This is a genomic window from Mesorhizobium sangaii (assembly GCF_014207355.1).
Taxonomy (GTDB): Bacteria; Pseudomonadota; Alphaproteobacteria; order Rhizobiales; family Rhizobiaceae; genus Mesorhizobium; species Mesorhizobium sangaii.
This window is the reverse complement of the sequence record NZ_JACHEF010000003.1, coordinates 70,563-86,106: the sequence shown is the minus strand read 5'-3', so window position 1 is coordinate 86,106 and position 15,544 is coordinate 70,563. Positions and strand designations below refer to the sequence as shown.

19 protein-coding genes and 1 tRNA gene are annotated in these 15,544 nt (G+C 63.8%); 10 read left to right on the top strand and 10 right to left on the bottom strand.

Features of this window, described 5'->3' with window-relative positions:
• Positions 1-8: 8 nt before the first annotated feature.
• Together cobT and HNQ71_RS15450 are read left to right on the top strand one after the other, a co-directional pair.
• The gene (cobT, locus tag HNQ71_RS15455; RefSeq protein ID WP_184873443.1) at positions 9-1,019 is read left to right on the top strand and encodes a nicotinate-nucleotide--dimethylbenzimidazole phosphoribosyltransferase; all 1,011 of its coding nucleotides are present in this window, start codon (positions 9-11) and stop codon (positions 1,017-1,019) included.
• Positions 1,020-1,111: 92 nt separating this feature from the next.
• The gene (locus tag HNQ71_RS15450; RefSeq protein WP_184873442.1) at positions 1,112-1,381 is read left to right on the top strand and encodes a hypothetical protein; all 270 of its coding nucleotides are present in this window, start codon (positions 1,112-1,114) and stop codon (positions 1,379-1,381) included.
• Between the two features lie 157 nt (positions 1,382-1,538).
• Here HNQ71_RS15450 and HNQ71_RS15445 read toward each other — a convergent pair.
• Positions 1,539-1,614, bottom strand: a tRNA-Lys gene (locus tag HNQ71_RS15445).
• A gap of 209 nt (positions 1,615-1,823) precedes the next feature.
• On the bottom strand, positions 1,824-2,729 hold the full coding sequence (locus tag HNQ71_RS15440; RefSeq protein ID WP_184873441.1) for a PhzF family phenazine biosynthesis protein: 906 nt from the start codon (positions 2,727-2,729) through the stop codon (positions 1,824-1,826).
• Positions 2,730-2,830: 101 nt separating this feature from the next.
• Here HNQ71_RS15440 and HNQ71_RS15435 point away from each other — a divergent pair, with 101 nt between their 5' ends.
• Genes HNQ71_RS15435 through HNQ71_RS15425 form a run of 3 tightly spaced genes read left to right on the top strand, consistent with a single transcriptional unit; the run spans position 2,831 to position 6,056 of the window.
• Positions 2,831-4,123, top strand: a complete 1,293-nt coding sequence (locus tag HNQ71_RS15435; protein ID WP_184873440.1) for an efflux RND transporter periplasmic adaptor subunit — start codon at positions 2,831-2,833, stop codon at positions 4,121-4,123.
• A gap of 4 nt (positions 4,124-4,127) precedes the next feature.
• A complete protein-coding gene (locus HNQ71_RS15430; RefSeq protein WP_184873439.1) occupies positions 4,128-4,835 on the top strand; it encodes an ATP-binding cassette domain-containing protein in 708 nt (235 codons plus the stop codon).
• Between the two features lie 3 nt (positions 4,836-4,838).
• Positions 4,839-6,056, top strand: coding sequence for an ABC transporter permease (locus HNQ71_RS15425; RefSeq protein ID WP_184873438.1), 1,218 nt, complete (start codon positions 4,839-4,841; stop codon positions 6,054-6,056).
• 90 nt (positions 6,057-6,146) lie between these two features.
• On the opposite strand, the gene HNQ71_RS15420 is transcribed toward HNQ71_RS15425, so the two are convergent.
• Both HNQ71_RS15420 and HNQ71_RS15415 read right to left on the bottom strand, forming a co-directional pair.
• Positions 6,147-6,668 (bottom strand): SRPBCC family protein, encoded by a 522-nt coding sequence (locus tag HNQ71_RS15420; protein WP_210333934.1) that lies wholly within the window; start codon positions 6,666-6,668, stop codon positions 6,147-6,149.
• Positions 6,646-7,011 (bottom strand): ArsR/SmtB family transcription factor, encoded by a 366-nt coding sequence (locus HNQ71_RS15415; RefSeq protein ID WP_184873437.1) that lies wholly within the window; start codon positions 7,009-7,011, stop codon positions 6,646-6,648. The genes HNQ71_RS15420 and HNQ71_RS15415 overlap by 23 nt, the downstream gene beginning before the upstream one ends.
• A 170-nt stretch (positions 7,012-7,181) precedes the next feature.
• On the opposite strand from HNQ71_RS15415, the gene HNQ71_RS15410 reads away from it, so the two are divergent.
• Positions 7,182-7,424 (top strand): hypothetical protein, encoded by a 243-nt coding sequence (locus tag HNQ71_RS15410; protein ID WP_184873436.1) that lies wholly within the window; start codon positions 7,182-7,184, stop codon positions 7,422-7,424.
• Here HNQ71_RS15410 and HNQ71_RS15405 read toward each other — a convergent pair.
• Together HNQ71_RS15405 and HNQ71_RS15400 are read right to left on the bottom strand one after the other, a co-directional pair.
• On the bottom strand, positions 7,421-8,137 hold the full coding sequence (locus HNQ71_RS15405; protein WP_184873435.1) for a hypothetical protein: 717 nt from the start codon (positions 8,135-8,137) through the stop codon (positions 7,421-7,423). The two genes, HNQ71_RS15410 and HNQ71_RS15405, sit on opposite strands and share 4 nt — an antisense overlap.
• A gap of 150 nt (positions 8,138-8,287) precedes the next feature.
• A complete protein-coding gene (locus HNQ71_RS15400; RefSeq protein WP_184873434.1) occupies positions 8,288-9,400 on the bottom strand; it encodes an endonuclease/exonuclease/phosphatase family protein in 1,113 nt (370 codons plus the stop codon).
• Between the two features lie 185 nt (positions 9,401-9,585).
• Between HNQ71_RS15400 and HNQ71_RS15395 the strand changes: the two genes are divergently transcribed.
• A complete protein-coding gene (locus HNQ71_RS15395) occupies positions 9,586-10,173 on the top strand; it encodes a BA14K family protein (RefSeq protein WP_184873433.1) in 588 nt (195 codons plus the stop codon).
• A gap of 199 nt (positions 10,174-10,372) precedes the next feature.
• Here the strand turns inward: HNQ71_RS15395 and ilvC are convergent, their stop codons facing one another.
• Together ilvC and HNQ71_RS15385 are read right to left on the bottom strand one after the other, a co-directional pair.
• Positions 10,373-11,392: a ketol-acid reductoisomerase gene (ilvC, locus tag HNQ71_RS15390; protein WP_095087167.1), complete on the bottom strand. Its 1,020-nt coding sequence runs from the start codon at positions 11,390-11,392 to the stop codon at positions 10,373-10,375.
• 26 nt (positions 11,393-11,418) lie between these two features.
• The gene (locus HNQ71_RS15385; RefSeq protein WP_184873432.1) at positions 11,419-12,072 is read right to left on the bottom strand and encodes a TetR/AcrR family transcriptional regulator C-terminal domain-containing protein; all 654 of its coding nucleotides are present in this window, start codon (positions 12,070-12,072) and stop codon (positions 11,419-11,421) included.
• Between the two features lie 174 nt (positions 12,073-12,246).
• Between HNQ71_RS15385 and HNQ71_RS15380 the strand changes: the two genes are divergently transcribed.
• Positions 12,247-12,681 carry an anthrone oxygenase family protein gene (locus HNQ71_RS15380; protein WP_425492234.1) on the top strand — a complete coding sequence of 145 codons (435 nt, stop codon included), beginning with the start codon at positions 12,247-12,249 and terminating at the stop codon, positions 12,679-12,681.
• Between the two features lie 14 nt (positions 12,682-12,695).
• On the opposite strand, the gene HNQ71_RS15375 is transcribed toward HNQ71_RS15380, so the two are convergent.
• Positions 12,696-13,154, bottom strand: coding sequence for a MarR family winged helix-turn-helix transcriptional regulator (locus HNQ71_RS15375; protein WP_184873431.1), 459 nt, complete (start codon positions 13,152-13,154; stop codon positions 12,696-12,698).
• A gap of 97 nt (positions 13,155-13,251) precedes the next feature.
• Between HNQ71_RS15375 and HNQ71_RS15370 the strand changes: the two genes are divergently transcribed.
• Complete coding sequence (locus HNQ71_RS15370; RefSeq protein ID WP_184873430.1) at positions 13,252-13,557, top strand: Rieske (2Fe-2S) protein; 306 nt, start codon at positions 13,252-13,254, stop codon at positions 13,555-13,557.
• A 1-nt stretch (position 13,558) separates the two neighbouring features.
• Complete coding sequence (locus HNQ71_RS15365; RefSeq protein WP_184873429.1) at positions 13,559-14,272, top strand: glutathione S-transferase family protein; 714 nt, start codon at positions 13,559-13,561, stop codon at positions 14,270-14,272.
• Here HNQ71_RS15365 and HNQ71_RS15360 read toward each other — a convergent pair.
• On the bottom strand, positions 14,235-15,419 hold the full coding sequence (locus HNQ71_RS15360; RefSeq protein ID WP_210333946.1) for an FAD-dependent oxidoreductase: 1,185 nt from the start codon (positions 15,417-15,419) through the stop codon (positions 14,235-14,237). The genes HNQ71_RS15365 and HNQ71_RS15360 overlap by 38 nt on opposite strands.
• Between the last annotated feature and the right edge of the window lie 125 nt (positions 15,420-15,544).

The following is a 15,544-nucleotide window of genomic DNA, read 5'->3' as shown; positions in this document are numbered from 1 at the left end:
TTGCCCCCATGCCCTTCAAATCACTCGATGAACTTCGCGCCGCCTGCCTCGACCTGCCCGCCGGCAGCGATACAGCCGCAAATGCGGTCGCCCGCCGCCAGGACACTCTGACCAAACCGCAAGGCAGCCTCGGCCGGTTGGAAACAATCGCAGCATGGCTGGCGCGCTGGCAAGGTCGAGACATGCCAAGGCTTGATCGGGTGAAGGTCTTCGTCTTCGCCGGCAACCATGGCGTCACCGCGCAAGGCGTGTCGGCATATCCTTCCGAAGTCACCGTGCAGATGGTGGCGAATTTCGCCGGCGGCGGTGCCGCCATCAACCAGCTCGCCCGCATCGCCGGCGCCGAACTCGATGTCATCCCGCTCGATCTCGACAATCCCACGGGCGACTTCACGCAAGGGCCGGCGATGGATGAGAAGGCGTTTCTCGCCGCCGTGTCGGCCGGCTATGACGCGGTGACGAAAGACCTCGACCTTGTCTGCTTCGGCGAAATGGGCATCGGCAACACCACGCCGGCCGCCGCCATTTCAGCGGCCCTGTTCGGCGGCGGTGCCGAAAAATGGACCGGCCGCGGCACCGGCGTCGACGACGCTGGCCTCAAGCGCAAGGTGGTCGCCATCGAAGCCGGCCTGAAGCGCCATGCCGCCGCCCTTACCGATCCGCTGGGCGTTGCCGCGGCACTCGGCGGGCGCGAACTCGCCGCCATCTTCGGCGCCACGCTCGCCGCCCGCCATTTGGGCGTACCCGTACTGCTCGACGGCTTCGTCTGCACCGCCGCCGCGGCCCCGCTGGCAAGGCTGCATCCGGCCGGCCTCGCCCACACGATCGCTGCACACGTCTCGGCCGAATCGGGCCATCGCGGCTTGCTCGAAGCGCTCGGCCTGCCGCCGCTGCTCGATCTCGGTATGCGGCTCGGCGAAGGCTCCGGCGCCTGCCTCGCCGTCAACATCGTCCGCTCGGCGTTGGAGTGCCATGCTCGCATGGCAAGTTTTGCGGAAGCTGGAGTGTCGGAGAAGTAAACGCCGACTTCCCGCATCGAGCGGACAAGCCCCAGTCTTCACAGCAAGGGCGGTATCTTTCTATCGTAGCGATTCTCGAATAGGTCTGTTGGATGAAAAAGCTTCATCCTGCTGCCGCTGCTGTGACTATCGCCGTGCTGCTTGCAGTTGTGCTTCGTCGTAAAGGATATTCAAGTTACGGCCCGATCGACACCGCGATTCTCGCAGTTTTCCTGGTTTTCTTCTGGTGGCTCATCAGTGATTTTTCAGGCGGCAAGGCCAGCATTGATGCCGATGGCCATCAAAGTACGGACAACGGCATCGCATTTCGGCTCGGCAGGTTTCTGAACCGCATTTTTCGGCGCGGCAATCGCAGCCTTTGATGCCACGCCGGTTGGTGTTGAGGGCGCCGCCGGTCAACTTGCCATGAGGGCCAGGTTCAAAGCCAGTCTTGAGAAGACCGCACCATAACCGGCGCATGCCCGAGACGCGTCAACGCGTCTCGTTTTCAGGTCTTTTCCACCAAGTCTTTGAAGAATTTGGTGGGTGCGCACAGGATTGAACTGTGGACCCGCTGATTAAGAGTCAGCTGCTCTACCAACTGAGCTACGCACCCACTCGGCCGGCAAAAACCGGCGTTGGCGGGCATATAGCCGCCACCATCGGTCCTGTCCAGCCCTGCCGGAATCATTTCCCGACAAATCGCCTGGAGCATGATCCCGAAAAGTGGAATCCGGTTTTCGGAAGAGATCATGCTCATACAAAAAGACCGAACCCCATCCCGATTTTATCGGGATGGAACAGGCTCGAAGGGCCTGCTTGCGATCAAACGAACAGTCTGCCTTCGGCGACCTTGACCGCGTTGCCACCGATACGCGCCGAGGCCAATTTTCCGCCTTGTACGGTCAGTTCGAGGCGGATGCGCGACGGCCGGCCCATCTCCAGCCCCTGCTCTATCCACAGCTGCGAAACACCATCGGTCGGGCCATCGAAATGCATGATGGCGCCGGCAAAGGCGGCCGCCGCCGAGCCGGTTGCCGGATCCTCATAGGACGGCGTACCCGGCACGATCATGCGGACATGGAATGCGCTTTCGTGGTTCACCGTCTCGCGGCAATAGACGTAGGGGCTGGCAAAGGCCCACTCGCTCTTGCGCGGCGCCAGTTCCGACCACGCCTGGTTGTCCAGCCGGATTCGGCCCGCCGCTTCGAGATTGGCAACCGGGATGGTCACATAGGGCACGCCCGCCGACCAGAACGCGACGCGGTGATTCTCGAAGCCGATCTCATGCGGCGCCAACCCAAGGGCCGCACCGATCGCTTCCGGGTCGGCTTCGAGCTTCAGCGGCTCCGGCAGCTTCGCCAGATCGAACTCGGCGAAAGTGTTGCCATCATGCTTGCTGACGGCGCAACGCACCGGACCGATGTTTTCTTCCAGCACGAAGATGCCGGCGCCCTCTTCTGCCAATTCGGCCAGCGCGATCGCCGAACCCACCGTCGGGTGGCCGGCGAACGGCATTTCATAGTCGGGGGTGAAGATCCGGATGCGGTTTCGGTGCTTGGGGTTGTCCGGCGGCAGCACAAAGACCGTTTCGGACAGGTTGAACTCGCGCGCGATGGCCTGCATCGCGGCCGTGTCCAGACCTTTGCAATCCAACACCACGGCCAGCGGGTTGCCGGCCAGTCGCTTGGTCGTAAACACATCGTAAAGCAAGTAATTCCGGGTTTGCATTCCTGCCTCAATCCCAACATGGGCGAAATTTAATTTGATATTTGAACCCGCAACCCTGATCTGTGGAAAGATAGGGACATTGCGCATCATAGGGGTCCAACGTGGACCAGATTGTCAATCTGCCAAAGACGGAATCGGATTCCGCCATCGAGACGGCGCTCGGGCTCGACAGACAAGGTCTGCGCAAGACGCGCCGCCGTGGCTGGCTCTATGCGCTGCTGACGTTGATCGTGCTTGCCGCCGGGCTTGGCGCCTATCAGTGGTATGCCGGCTCGCCCGCCAAGATTGACTACACCACCGTGCCCGCCGCCAAGGCCGATCTCACCGTCGAGGTGTCAGCGACCGGCACGCTGCAGCCGCTTACCCAGGTCGATATTTCCAGCCAGCTCTCCGGCATCGTCCGCTCGGTGTCCGTGGAGGAGAACCAGCAGGTCAAGAAGGGCGACGTGCTGGCCGCCCTCGACACCGCCAAGCTGCAGGTCCAGATCGAGCGAGCCGAGGCATCCGCCAAGGGCGCGGCCGCCAATGTCGAGGACGCCACGGTGACACTCGCCGAGAACGAAAAGGCGCTTGTCCGCGCGGCGGCATTGACCAAGCGCGGCATGGCGACCGACCAGTCGCTGGAGGCGGCGGCCGCGACGCGCGACCGCTCCAAGGCGGCGCTCGACAGCGCTCAGGCCAATCTCGCCATCGCCAATGCCGATCTGAAATCACAGCAGACCGACCTCGCCAACAGCACCATCTATGCGCCGATCGACGGCATCGTGCTGACGCGCTCGGTCGACCCCGGCCAGACGGTTGCCTCCTCGCTGCAGGCGCCGGTGCTGTTCATCATCGCCGCCGATCTGAGGAACATGGAACTGGTCGCGGCGGTCGACGAGGCCGACATCGGCGCGGTCAAGACCGGCCAGCATGCCCGTTTCACCGTCGATGCCTTCCCGGACCGGCCGTTCGACGCCGAGATCCGCGACATTTCCTATGCCTCGGTCACCACTGACGGCGTCGTCACCTACAATGCGCGGCTTGAGGTCGACAACAATGAGCTGTTGCTGCGGCCCGGCATGACCGCAACCGTTTCGGTCGTCACCCGGCAGGCCAAGGACGTGCTCACCGTGCCTGCCACGGCCTTCCGTTATCGCCCGGCACAGCAGGCGGCCCGCGGCTGGAGCCTGAGCGACCTGTTCACCGGCCGCATGGGTCGCCCCGGCGGCAACCGCCAGCGCCAGGCCGTGACAGCGCCAACCGACGGCTCGCGCACGCTCTATGTGCTCGAGAACGGGCGGCCGCATCCGGTCAGTGTCAAGATCGGCTCAACCGATGGCGAACTGACCGAGATCACCTCGGGCCTCAAGGAAGGCGCTGAGGTCATCACCGCATCGCAGCAGCGGAGCTGAGGCCGTGGCTGCCGGCGCTCCCCTCATCACCTTCGACAAGGTCTGGAAGAGCTATGGCCAGGGCGAGGCCAAGGTCCATGCGCTGGCCGGCGTCGATCTTGCAATCCAGCGCGGCGAATTCGTTGCCATCATGGGTCCGTCCGGCTCCGGCAAGTCGACGGCGATGAACATCATCGGCTGCCTCGACACGCCGACGGCCGGCACCTATTCGTTCATGGGCATCGATGCCGGCCGGCTCGACCGCAACCGCCGCGCCATGCTGCGCAACCTTTATGTCGGTTTCGTCTTCCAGGGCTACAATCTGTTGGCCCGCACTACGGCAGCGGAAAATGTCGAACTGCCGCTGATCTATCGCGGCGTTGCTGCACGCGAGCGCCGCGACCTTGCCATGCAGGCGTTGTCCCAGGTCGGCCTGGTCGGCCGCGAGCACCATTCACCGGCCGAACTGTCCGGCGGCCAGCAGCAGCGCGTGGCGATCGCGCGCGCCATCGTCACAAGGCCGACGCTGCTCGTCGCCGACGAGCCGACCGGCAATCTCGACACCGCGCGCACGCACGAGATCATGGAGTTGCTGACGCAGCTCAACACCGAGCTTGGCCTGACCATCGCCATGGTCACGCACGAGGCCGACGTCGCCGGCTATGCCGAGCGCACCATTCGCTTCCTCGACGGCCACGTCGCTTCCGATTCCAAGAATCTCGAGGTGGCCTAAACCATGATCTGGGAAACCGTCCGCCTCTCGCTCCGCTCGATCCGCCGCAACGTGCTGCGCTCGTTCCTGACATTGCTCGGCATCGTCATTGGCGTTGCGGCCGTCATTGCCATGCTCACCATCGGCTCCGGCACCACCGAAAAAGTCAAGGCCGACATTTCAAAGCTCGGCAGCAACCTGCTGGTCGTCCGCTCCGGCCGCCCGGCCGGACCCGGCGGTCCGGGCGGGCTCGACCAGGTGGTCCGTCCGCTGGCCGAAAAGGACCTCGCGGCGCTGGTCGCGCATCTGACCGGCGCGCGCGCCATTTCGCCGGCCTCGCAAAAGCAGGTCCGCGTCATCTTCGGCACCGAGAGCCTGACATCGGGCGTCACCGGCACCGACAGCGCCTACCTCGACGCGCGCGACTGGAAGCTGGTGTCCGGCCGTCCGTTCAGCGATTCCGAAACCCGCTCCGGCACCGGCGTCTGCCTGATCGGCGAGACGGTGCGCCAGCAATTCTTCGGCACCGGCGACCCCGAGGGCGAGATCATCCGCGTCAACCGCACTTCCTGCAAGATCATCGGCCTGCTCGAGCCCAAGGGCTATACCGGCTTCGGCCAGGACCAGGACAATGTGGTGCTGATGCCGTTGCACGCCTATCAGCGCCGCATCGCCGGCAACCGCGACATCGACAACATCTACATCGCCGCCGACGACAGGACACCGACCAGCGAACTGCAGCCGCGCGTCGAGGACATCTTGCGCGACGCGCGACGCGTCACCCCCGACCGCGAGAGCGATTTCGCCATCCGCGACATGACCCAGATCGCCGACGCCATGGCCAGCGCCACCACCACCATGACCGGCATGCTGGGCGCGGTTGCCGGCGTCAGCCTGCTGGTCGGCGGCATCGGCATCATGAACATCATGCTGGTCTCGGTCACCGAGCGCACGCGCGAGATCGGCATCCGGCTTGCCATCGGCGCGCATGAAAAGCACATCCTCATCCAGTTCCTGGTCGAGGCGACGGTGCTGTCGCTGCTCGGCGGCATCATCGGCATCCTGATCGGCCTGGCGCTGGCCGGCCTCGCCTCGGTGGCGCTGACCATCCCCTTCGCGCCAAGCCCGGCGGTCATCCTGCTAGCCGTCGGTTTTTCGGCGCTGATCGGCATGGTGTTCGGCTTCTTCCCGGCGCTGCGCGGTGCCAGGCTCGACCCGATCGAAGCGCTGCGGCACGAGTGAGCCCAGGCCAGCTCCCCCCACGGCGATCTCGCCGGGGGTTCTCTTCCGCGTCGTTAAGATCCCAGGCCGCCGACCGCGAGGCCGACGACTTCATGACCCTCCCAAGTTCGCGCCCAGGGTGACGAGTAGCTCGTCCAGTTGCTCGAACTGCTCGCCCATCGCATCCGCCGCCCCGGTCCCGGCAGCGTCGAGAGCTTCCTTCGAGGGATAGAGTTCGTGCAGGACCAGCAGCGTCTTGCCACCCTTTTCCTCGAAGGTCACCGTGGTGACGGGTCCAACGTCACCACCTTCGTCATTGGTCCAGACGATGCGCGAGTGCGGTATCACTTCGATATACCTGCCGAAGAACTCGTCAGAGTTTGAGGCATCGTGGCCGAACACCAGACGGTACGTGCCACCGGTGCGAACATCCATCTCGCAGGAACGCAGGAACATGCCCATCGACTTCGGCGCCCACCACCGCATGAACAGCTCGGGCTTGGTCCACGCCTCGTAAACGATGCGCGCCGGGCCATTGAACGTTCGCGTAACGACGAGCTCTCGCTCGGACTTCCGTTCGATCGTCGTGCGGCTATTCATCGGGGTGGGCTCACTTTCTCTTCTTGCGTCCATCGGCTTTCTCCTTCCGTTTCAATTCCTCGACAACCTTGTCCAACTCGTCGAAGCGTGCGTCCCAGAGCTGGCGGTACCTCTCGATCCATGCCGCCTCTTCCTCCAGTCGGCGCAGGCCGAGCTTGCAGGTCCGCACGCGCCCGACCTTCTCCGTGGTGACGAGCCCCGCCTGCTCCAAGACGCCGACATGCTTCTTCATACCCGTGAGGGTCATGTGGAACTTCTCGGCAAGCTCCGTGATCGAAGCATCGGAACGTCCGAGCTGCTCCAGAACGCCGCGTCGGGTGGTGTCCGAGAGCGCGGCGAACGAGGCATCGAGAGGGGGTCGGAAATACTGAACCATGTGGTTCAGTATTTAGCAGACGGATTGGCGGCATGCAACAGGAGATCCGGCGCAATGCCGCGTGCCCGCCGCCATCGCTTCCAAATCGACCTCGTTTCGAAGCAGATTCGATCGACTCGGCGATCTCCGGGCCCTAAAGCAAGATATCTCTGGTCGGGGGCGAACAACGCATGAGCAAGAAGGCACGACTAATCTTGGCGATGGTCATCATCGAAGCAGTCCTTGCAGGCATCTGGTGGTATCTCGCCCGCTTCGGCATGGCCAATCCCGATCGCGTCACCGCCGATTTCCAGGCAGTCGTCGGACAGACCATGGGAATGGCGATGGGCGGCTTGCTGGGTCTCGGATTTATCTTGTTCTTCGTCGCCGCCCGCAACGATCGCAAGGCGGCGCAGGACAAGACGCGCCGTTAATCCACGCTCGCAAAATGCCACTCGACCAGCGGCTTCATATGCGCCGCCAATCCGTCCGGCAGGTCGGCGGCGTGGCGGATGATGACCGGTCCCTCGATCTCCGGCTCGGTCTCGGTGGCGACGAAGGCTGAGATTCGCCGGGCAATCTCGTCGGCCGGAGCAGTCTCGCGATAGCGGCGGAAGATCACCGTGCCGCTGGCCGTCGACAGGACGTGGTAGCGCTTGCCGCGTGGCGCGTCCGACAGATCCAGACCGGTCTCCTCGCGCACCTCGCGGATCATGTTGAAATCGACGTCGACCTGGCCGTCGCGAAAGTCGATGGGCTCGAACGAGCCGGCGGCGAAATAGACGCGCCCGGCATTGACCGTGTGCGAGCCCATGCGGATCGCCACCAGCGCATTGTCGCCGGCCACCAGCACGGCATGGGCATAGGCATGTTCGGCGCCCGAATTCTCGCGCCGCTTACGCCAAAGCATGAAGGTGGAGTAGTTGACCGCATAGCAGCGGCCGACGAGACGGTTGTCGCGATAGGTGAGTTGCGACAGCAGCACCACAGTGCCGTCGAACAGCGCCGGCTTGGCTGCCACCTCGCGCTGCCAGTTCTCGACGATTGCCTCCGCATTATCCAGTGCGAACGGGTGCGGACTGGGATCGAGCCGGACGTCGACGGCATCGACCGGCAGGATGACATTGCGCGGCAGGTCGAAACTCATTTTGCTCCAGGTGTGTTGAGATTCAGGTCAGGCCGTGCCGAAAACGGCGGGTTTCGAGAACCGGAGCGGAGCGGACATTCAGGTCCGTGAGCACCGGAAGCGCAGAAAACCGCTGTTTGCAGGCCGGCATCACCTGAATATCGACACAGCCTAGGTCATGTCCAAGGTGATCGCCACTGGGCAATGATCGGATGCCTTCGGCCGGTCCCAGCCGGCGCGCGGAAACCGGTCGACCTCCTGGCCGGGCGGGAAAATCGTACGCCAGGGCTGGCCGTTGCGGATGATGTCGGGAACGGCCGTCGCGTTGCTGGCGGCGAGCCCTTTCGACAACAGGATGTAGTCGAGCTGGCACAGATGCCGTTCTTCCGGTCCGCGCGTGTGGTAAAAACTCCAGCGGTTCATCTCCGGCCGCCGCTCGACGACGTTTTCGCAGAAACCGCCTTCCGTCAGCACGTTGATGCTTGACTGGCTCTCGTTGACCACCTCGAAGCGGTGGCCGTCGATCGCGTCGCCGGCGATCTTCACGCGCTGCCGGTAATCATTCATGTCGCCGCAGATTGCCCAGCGCTTATCAGCGGCGTGGTCCTTGCCGAAACGCTCCTCGATGATCCGGCGCACGGCGTGAGCCTCGGCGATGCGCACCGGCATCGTCGCTTCGCGTCCGTCGAGCCCGTTGCGCGGCGAGCCCATCGACTTGAAGTGCACCAGATAAAGCGTCAGCGGCACCCCGCCCACGGTCACGTCGACTTCCAGGCAGTCGCGCCGGAAGATGCGCTCATTGGCCTGGTTGCCGAGTGCCTCGAGCTCCGGCGTGTGCAGCCCGAACTGTTCGAAGGTGACGTAGGCATGGCTGGTCATGCGCACGAATTCGATCGGCTGGCCCTGAGCGGTTTCGTTGCGCATCATCACGGCGACGTCGATGCCGCGCGAATCATTGCCCGATGTGGTGTATTTCTGCCGGTAGCCCTGCCCGACCATCTTGAACAGATAGCCGTATTCGAAGGCCTTCAGCGCCTCGATATTGTCGACCTCCTGCATGCAGATGATGTCGGCGCGGGTGGCCGCGATCGCCAGCGCCGTCAGCTGGCGCGTATCGTCTGACTGGGCGATGGCGCGCGCCTGCTCCAGCATCTTGTATTCCGCTTCGCTCTGGATATCGAACAGCGCCAGCGTGCGATCCTCGTTGAGCTGGTTGCGATAGCCGGAAAAATCGAACCTGTTCATCAGGTTCTCGACATTGAAGGTGGCGAGGCGCAGCGACATGCCATGACCTTTGCCCGCAAGCGCGGCGGAAAACAAGGTCGCAGGACCACCAGCGGAGATCGATCGGTCCCGACACCACTCGCGCCATGGTTGACGGAACCTTTCCGTTCATCCGCCGTTCAGATGTAAACATCCACAATGGGCCCCTAGGGTAGGCGTGGGGCCTGTATCTTTTGGAGAGTGCAATGAACTCGCTCTTTTCTTCCACGGTCAAATCAGGGCTGATAGCCCTCGGTATCCTGTCCGGCGTCACGGCGCCGTCGGCCGCCGGGCCGATGATGCAGCCGGACGTGTCGATCCCCGTCAGCACGACGGCGCCGATGGCGGTCCGCGAAGGCTGGGCGGGCGGCAACAATGGCGGCAATTGGAGATGGCGCCGGTCGGGCAATTGGAATGGCGGCAACTGGAATGGCGGCAACGGACACTGGAACGGTGGCCACGGACACTGGAACGGCGGCGGCGGCGGAAACTGGAACAATGGAGACAATTGGCGTTGGCGCCATGGTCGCCATCATTATCACGGCGGCGGCTACTACGATGACGGCGCGGCTGCCCTTCTGGGCCTTGGCCTTGGGCTCGGCATTGGCAGCATGTACAACAACTACAATTACTACGACGCGCCGCCGCGCCGCTACTACCGCACCTACCGGGCCCAGCGGGTTTCGAGCGCCCATGTCCAATGGTGCTACAACCGCTACCGGTCGTATCGCGCCTGGGACAACACGTTCCAGCCCTACAACGGCCCGCGCCAGCAGTGCTACTCGCCCTATTGATGAGCTGGTCTGTAGCGGAGCCCAGAAATGAAAAACGGCGCCATGTGGCGCCGTTTTTCATTTTCAGCTTCTCTAAGCCAAGGGCTTCGAGCGCATGGTTCAGTTCTTGGCCTTGCCGACGAGCTTGTTCTTGGAGGTCCCCCGCGCGCCCGCAGGGCGAAGCCCGAGGACGCGCATAGGCAAGAACGTGGATTTCGTTTCAGTTCTTGGCCTTGTCGACCAGCTTGTTCTTGGAAATCCACGGCATCATCGCGCGCAGCTTGGCGCCGACTTCCTCGATCTGGTGGCTGTCATTGTTGCGGCGGATGCCCTTGAAGCGCGACATGCCGGCGCGATATTCCTGCATCCATTCCGAAGTGAATTTGCCGGTCTGGATGTCCTTCAGCACACGCTTCATCTCGGCCTTGGTCTCGGCGGTGATGATGCGCGGGCCCGAGACATATTCGCCCCATTCGGCGGTGTTCGAGATCGAATAGTTCATGTTGGCAATGCCGCCCTCATAGATCAGGTCGACGATCAGCTTGACCTCGTGCAGGCACTCGAAATAGGCCATTTCCGGCGCGTAGCCGGCTTCCACCAGCGTCTCGAAGCCGGCGCGGATCAGCTCGACCAGGCCGCCGCACAGCACGACCTGCTCGCCGAACAGGTCGGTCTCGCACTCCTCGCGGAAATTGGTCTCGATGATGCCCGAACGGCCGCCGCCGACGCCGCAAGCATAAGACAGCGCCAGGTCAAGTGCATTGCCCGAGGCGTCCTGGTTGACCGCGACCAGGCACGGCACGCCGCCGCCCTTCTGGTATTCGCCGCGCACCGTGTGGCCGGGGCCCTTCGGCGCGATCATGACAACGTCGACCGAGGCCTTGGGCTCGATCAGGCCGAAATGCACGTTGAGGCCGTGCGCGAAGGCAATCGCGGCACCGTCACGAATGTTCGGCGCGATCTCGTTGCGATAGATGTCGGCCTGCAACTCGTCAGGTGTCGCCATCATCATCAGGTCGGCCCATTTGGCGGCGTCCGCCACGCTCATCACCTTAAGACCGTCGGCCTCGACCTTCTTGGCGGTCGCCGAGCCGGCCTTGAGGCCGATGGCGATGTCCTTGGCGCCGGAATCCTTGAGGTTGAGCGCATGCGCCCTGCCCTGGCTGCCGTAGCCGATGATGGCGACCTTCTTGCCCTTGATCAGGTTGAGATCGGCATCGCGATCGTAATAGACACGCATTTTTGTCTTCCTTCCCGGTTTATGAATCAGAGGCCTTGCGGCCGGTTGTTGCTCTTGAAAAGAGCGAGAAACTGCTGCGTCGCCCGTGCGGCATCGCCGCCGATCGCCGCCTCAGTCAATTCCAGCCGGTCGCCGAGCAGCAGACGGATCTGCACGTCGCGGGCGACCAGCCCGAAAAAGGTGCGGAACGCCGTCTCGGCATCCGCAAAGTCGAGCAGTCCGGCCTGTCGTCCGGCCTCAAGCAGAGGCTTCAGTCGCTTGGCCAGGGCAAAGCGGCCATTCTCCAGCACCACGGCGCCAAGGTTATCCTTGCCGGAACCAGCATGGCTCACCGCCACCCGGTTGAGCGCGATCGACGTGTCGCTCGAAATCACCTTCAGCCAGTCGGAAGCGAAGCGTTCGAGGCTTGCGGTCAGCGACACAAGATCGAGCCCCTTGCCATCGACTTGCGCCACCCGCACCTTGGACGCCTGCCACTGCACCGTCGCCGTCAGCAGCCCGTCACGGTCGCGGAACCATTTGTAGAGCGTTTCCTTGGAGCAGCTTGCCCGGCGCGCCACGGCGGTCATGGTCAGCTGATCGCCCTCCTCGACCAGCAGCCGCAACGCTGCGTCGAGCACGGCTTTCTGCCGCTCGGTCAGCGCTTCGCTGGTGTCGATCTCGGGCACGATGTCCAACACGCTCTTCTCTCGGCAGGCAAAGGCCGGTCTCGGTAGGCAAGGCCGGCCGGCTATTTCCGGTGAGCCGTACCGTACGTTACGGTTCGCTGCTTCTATGGCGTATTGTTCCGATCCATGCAAGTCCTATTTCTATCTGCATGGGGTCGTGTCGGACGGCCTGAGCGGGGAACGAAAATGCTGATCGGATTGTTGGCCTTGACGGTTGCCGCCGTATTCTCTGGTGCCGCGATTTACGTCAGTGTCGCAGAGCAACCGGCGCGGCTTCGTCTCGACGACAGGGCGCTGCTGCAGGAATGGCAGCCGTCCTACAAGCGCGGCGCCGCCATGCAGGCGTCGATTGCCATTGTCGCTTGCGTTCTCGGTCTCATTGCCTGGTGGCAGACTGGCGGTTTCGCCTTTCTGGTCGGCGCGGTGCTGATCATCCTGCCCTGGCCGTGGACGTTGATCGCCATGATGCCGACCAACAGGGTGCGGGGGGCGATGGACGCTGGCGCCGGCGATCCGCAAGCCAGATCCCTGATCGTCAAATGGGGCGATCTGCACCTGGTTCGCGTGGCCCTTGGCGTGCTGGCGACGCTGGCCTTTCTCTGGGGCAGTCATTCGGCCTGACCGGCGCTAAAACGTCAGTCCACAACGGGCGGATGGCGCAATCGACCCAGGAGTGCCGACACCATGTTCAGCTCATCCGCGGAGAGTTTGGCGCCAACCAGTTCAGTGATCGAGCGTCCATAGACAGCCCACATCTGGCGGCGCATCTCGCGGCCCCTAGCCGTGATGCGGATGGTCTGGCCGCGGCCGTCATCGGCCACCGGAAGTTTCTCGACCAGCCCGTCAGCCTCGAGCCGCGCCAGCAGCCGCGAGATGTTGTATTGCGCAAACAACGTGCGCTCGATCAGCTGGAACGGCCGCAGCCCGCCCTCACCCGCCTCGGCCAGTTCGTGCAGCACGTCGTACCAGGCAAGCGGCGGCAGGCCGCCCGCCTTCAGCGCGTCTTCAGCACTTTCCACGAGTTGGCGCGAAACCCGCATCAGGCGGGCCCAGGCCGTGATGGCTTCGGGCGAAGGCATGGCTTTCTCAGTCATGGCCCACCATAGGCGATAGATGCAATTGCATCAAGCTTGACGGTTAATGCATATGCATCTATATTGATGCAACTGCATTAACTTTGAAGGACGCGCTATGAAACACGAAATCTGCAAGGTCGCCGACATTCCGCAGACGGGCAGCCTGATCGCCCCGTTCTTCGGCCGTGAGGTCCATGTCTACCGCTGCGGCGAGCGTATCCGCGCCGCCGCCAATGTCTGTCTGCACTTCGGCGGGCTGCTCGACTGCAAGGAAGGCAGGTTGGTCTGCCAATGGCACGGCGCCTCGTTCGACATGGCAAGCGGCGACCGCATCGATGGTCCGGCGCCAAAGGAGTCCCGCCTAATGTTCCTGTCGACGCGCGTCGAGGACGGCGCGTTGAACTATGTCTGGGGAGAGTGAGATGACCGACAAGCTCATTCTCGTCAGCCATCCTCTCTGCCCCTATGTGCAGCGCGCGGCGATTTCGCTGGCCGAAAAGGGCGTGCCGTTCGAGCGCGTCGATATCGACCTCGCCAACAAGCCGGCCTGGTTCAGAGCGATCTCGCCGCTCGGCAAGGTGCCGCTGCTGCGCGTGCAGCGAAATGGCGAGGAAACGGTGATCTTCGAATCCGCCGTCATTCTCGAATTCCTCGAAGAGACCCAAGCCAATCCCCTCCACCCCGCCGATCCCTATGCCCGCGCCCGGCATCGTGCTTGGATCGAGTTCGGCTCGGCAGTCCTCAACGCCATCGGCCGGTTCTATTCGGCCTCGACGGAGGCCGGCTTCCTCGCCGAAAACAGCGCGCTGTCGTCGATGTTCGATCGTCTCGAGGCCGAGCTGGCGGACACCGAACGGAACGGACCATGGTTCGCCGGCGAGCGCTTCTCGCTCGTCGACGCCGTCCATGGCCCTGTTTTCAGATATCTCGACGTATTCGACCGGATCAGCGATTTCGGCATTCTGGACGGCAAGCCGTTCGTCCGGGCCTGGCGTCAGGCGCTGAGGGACCGCCCGTCGATCGGGAACGCCGTCGCGCCGGACTACCCGCAGCGCCTGCATGCCTTTCTCCAGGCGAAGGGGTCAGAGCTCTCGACGATCATTCAGCGGAACGATCTGGCCATCGCGCTTCCTTGAGCCCGATACGCCTGAACGGATCGACCACCGTGCCGGCCACCATCGAGGCAAGGAACTGTGGCGCCGGCGGGATTCTTGCCACCGTCGCCACCAGCCTGTCGCGGATGTAGGGCAGCGCCACGGAATCCGACTGGTAGAAGGGCGTCAACGCCAGCGACAGCGCCTGGAAGACACGCACATGCCAGCGCCGTGCCTTCGCATAGGCTTCAAGTGCCGCCTCGACGTTTGGCGTCCGCGCCAGCGCATGGCTGAGCGCCGCCGCATCGAGCAGCGCCATGTTCGCCCCTTGCCCCAGCTGCGGGCTGGTCGAATGCGCGGCGTCGCCGATGACGGCCAGCCGCCGGCCGGCCGGCCACTTCATCGTGTGGTGGCCGTAGCGCGCCAGCGAGAGCTGGTCGAAATCCTCGATCTGGCTGGTGTATGCCTCGCTCTCGGGCCACAGCCGAACCACCCTCTCCTTCCAGGCGACGAGGCCCCGGGTGCGCACCTCATCGACGTCCGCCGGCTTCAGGCTCCAGAAGAAGGCCGCCATCTTTTCAGCGCCCGGCTCCGGCCGGCCGATCGGCAGCACCCCGATCATCACGCTGGCCTTGTCGTAGCGCTGCAGCAGTGCGTGCTCGTCGAACCCTTCATCGCGCCAGCGCAGCGACGCCCAGAACGCACCATAGGTGAGTGGGCGTGGCGCGCCTGCATTGCCCGCGCACCGCCGCAGCATCGAGCGTGAGCCGCTGGCGTCGACGACGAAGTCGAACGGCCCTTCCCTGCGGCCGTTGCCACAGACCAGCGTTGCCCGTTCGCCAGTCTCCAGAGTCTCGATCTCGACACCTGTCTCGATGGCGATCGCTTCGCGCTGTACAGCGCGAAAAAGCACGCCGAACAGGGCCGCTCGATGCACCGCCAGCCCGAAACGGTGGCCGCGCTGGGCATCATAGCGGACGTCGAGCACGGTGCGGCCGGTGGTGGCATCGGCGCCATGCAGCCGGTCGATGCGGCTGCCCAGCGCCAGTATGTCGTCGAGCAGGCCAAGATCAGCCAACACCGTCAGCCCTGTCGGCTGCAGGATCAGCCCGGACCCGACCGGCTTCGGCTCCTCGAAGCGCTCGAAGATGGTGACCTTGTGCCCGGCGCGCTTGAGATAGAGCGCCATGGCGAGGCCCGCCGGGCCGGCCCCGGCAATCGCGATATCGTAGGAAATGCCAATGCCCCCAAAGCCGAACTGGCCGGACAATCCTTCAGCGGGCGGACTAAATCAAGCCGCGGCTCTGGTCTTTG

Coding starts and splice junctions, on each gene's coding strand:
- cobT (WP_184873443.1), top strand. CDS start 9: ATGCCCTTCAAATCACTCGATGAACTTCGCGCCGCCTGCCTCGACCTG.
- HNQ71_RS15450 (WP_184873442.1), top strand. CDS start 1,112: ATGAAAAAGCTTCATCCTGCTGCCGCTGCTGTGACTATCGCCGTGCTG.
- HNQ71_RS15440 (WP_184873441.1), bottom strand. CDS start 2,729: ATGCAAACCCGGAATTACTTGCTTTACGATGTGTTTACGACCAAGCGA.
- HNQ71_RS15425 (WP_184873438.1), top strand. CDS start 4,839: ATGATCTGGGAAACCGTCCGCCTCTCGCTCCGCTCGATCCGCCGCAAC.
- HNQ71_RS15420 (WP_210333934.1), bottom strand. CDS start 6,668: ATGGACGCAAGAAGAGAAAGTGAGCCCACCCCGATGAATAGCCGCACG.
- HNQ71_RS15415 (WP_184873437.1), bottom strand. CDS start 7,011: ATGGTTCAGTATTTCCGACCCCCTCTCGATGCCTCGTTCGCCGCGCTC.
- HNQ71_RS15410 (WP_184873436.1), top strand. CDS start 7,182: ATGAGCAAGAAGGCACGACTAATCTTGGCGATGGTCATCATCGAAGCA.
- HNQ71_RS15405 (WP_184873435.1), bottom strand. CDS start 8,137: ATGAGTTTCGACCTGCCGCGCAATGTCATCCTGCCGGTCGATGCCGTC.
- HNQ71_RS15400 (WP_184873434.1), bottom strand. CDS start 9,400: ATGTCGCTGCGCCTCGCCACCTTCAATGTCGAGAACCTGATGAACAGG.
- HNQ71_RS15395 (WP_184873433.1), top strand. CDS start 9,586: ATGAACTCGCTCTTTTCTTCCACGGTCAAATCAGGGCTGATAGCCCTC.
- ilvC (WP_095087167.1), bottom strand. CDS start 11,392: ATGCGTGTCTATTACGATCGCGATGCCGATCTCAACCTGATCAAGGGC.
- HNQ71_RS15380 (WP_425492234.1), top strand. CDS start 12,247: ATGCTGATCGGATTGTTGGCCTTGACGGTTGCCGCCGTATTCTCTGGT.
- HNQ71_RS15375 (WP_184873431.1), bottom strand. CDS start 13,154: ATGACTGAGAAAGCCATGCCTTCGCCCGAAGCCATCACGGCCTGGGCC.
- HNQ71_RS15370 (WP_184873430.1), top strand. CDS start 13,252: ATGAAACACGAAATCTGCAAGGTCGCCGACATTCCGCAGACGGGCAGC.
- HNQ71_RS15365 (WP_184873429.1), top strand. CDS start 13,559: ATGACCGACAAGCTCATTCTCGTCAGCCATCCTCTCTGCCCCTATGTG.
- HNQ71_RS15360 (WP_210333946.1), bottom strand. CDS start 15,419: ATGGCGCTCTATCTCAAGCGCGCCGGGCACAAGGTCACCATCTTCGAG.